The sequence below is a fragment of the Flavobacterium denitrificans DSM 15936 genome, assembly GCF_000425445.1.
In the GTDB taxonomy this organism is placed as follows: Bacteria; Bacteroidota; Bacteroidia; order Flavobacteriales; family Flavobacteriaceae; genus Flavobacterium; species Flavobacterium denitrificans.
In genome coordinates this window covers 1-1,669 of record NZ_AUDL01000024.1, presented here as the reverse complement: position 1 = coordinate 1,669, position 1,669 = coordinate 1, and the positions used below count along the sequence as shown (strand labels likewise).

The window sequence follows — 1,669 nt, the reverse complement described above, 5'->3', positions numbered from 1 at the left end:
CCACAACGCGGGGTTAGGCCTCAGATAAACAAAGGGTTGTATTTCAACAATGACTCCACAACGCCTGGCGACGCCGCTTCATAGTCTCCAACCTATCCTACACATCATTTATCCAAGGTCAATACTAAGCTATAGTAAAGGTGCACAGGGTCTTTTCGTCCCACTGCGGGTAAACGGCATCTTCACCGTTACTACAATTTCACCGAGCTCATGGCTGAGACAGTGTCCAGATCGTTACACCATTCGTGCAGGTCGGAACTTACCCGACAAGGAATTTCGCTACCTTAGGACCGTTATAGTTACGGCCGCCGTTTACTGGGGCTTCAATTCAATGCTTCTCCGAAGATAACATCTCCTCTTAACCTTCCAGCACCGGGCAGGTGTCAGGCCCTATACTTCATCTTGCGATTTTGCAGAGCCCTGTGTTTTTGATAAACAGTCGCCTGGACCTCTTCACTGCGGCCCCGATTGCTCGGGGCGACCTTTCTCCCGAAGTTACAGGTCTATTTTGCCTAATTCCTTAGCCATGAATCTCTCGAGCACCTTAGGATTCTCTCCTCAACTACCTGTGTCGGTTTGCGGTACTGGTACTAACTACCTGAAGTTTAGAGGTTTTTCTTGGAAGCCCTTAGGCGCGCTATCTCTTTGTCCGAAGACTCCGAGTACTATCGTATTTCACCATTCTCTGCGGATTTGCCTACAAAGAATATAGCTAGGTACTTCAACGAACTATTCCGTCAGTTCGCGGCGCTTTCATCACTCCGTCACCCCATCACAGTAATTAGCAGTACGGGAATATTAACCCGTTGGCCATCGACTGTCCCTTTCGGGTTCGCCTTAGGACCAGACTAACCCACAGCTGATTAGCATAGCTGTGGAAACCTTAGTTTTTCGGTGTGCGGGTTTCTCGCCCGCATTATCGTTACTTATGCCTACATTTTCTTTTCTGACCAGTCCAGCATGCCTTGCGGCACACCTTCAGCCCTGTCAGAATGCTCCCCTACCACTTGCAATTGCTTGCAAATCCATAGCTTCGGTAATATGCTTATGCCCGATTATTATCCATGCTCGTCCGCTCGACTAGTGAGCTGTTACGCACTCTTTAAATGAATGGCTGCTTCCAAGCCAACATCCTAGCTGTCTGGGCAGACAAACCTCGTTCTTTCAACTTAGCATATATTTGGGGACCTTAGCTGATGGTCTGGGTTCTTTCCCTCTCGGACTTGGACCTTAGCACCCAAGCCCTCACTGCTGGGAAACATTATATAGCATTCGGAGTTTGTCAGGAATTGGTAGGCGGTGAAGCCCCCGCATCCAATCAGTAGCTCTACCTCTATATAACTATCGCCAGCGCTGCACCTAAATGCATTTCGGGGAGTACGAGCTATTTCCGAGTTTGATTGGCCTTTCACCCCTACCCACAGGTCATCCGAAGACTTTTCAACGTCAACCGGTTCGGTCCTCCACTGTGTGTTACCACAGCTTCAACCTGCCCATGGGTAGATCACACGGTTTCGCGTCTAACACTGCTGACTAAAGCGCCCTATTCAGACTCGCTTTCGCTGCGGATCCATGCCTTAAGCACTTATCCTTGCCAGCAACGTTAACTCGTAGGCTCATTATGCAAAAGGCACGCCGTCACCCCACTAAAGGGCTCCGACCGCTTGTA

The 1,669-nt window shown here is 49.5% G+C and carries 1 rRNA gene; it reads right to left on the bottom strand.

Annotated features, from left to right (window positions below):
• A 23S ribosomal RNA gene (locus H600_RS0111670) occupies nucleotides 1-1,669 on the bottom strand; the annotation flags it as partial.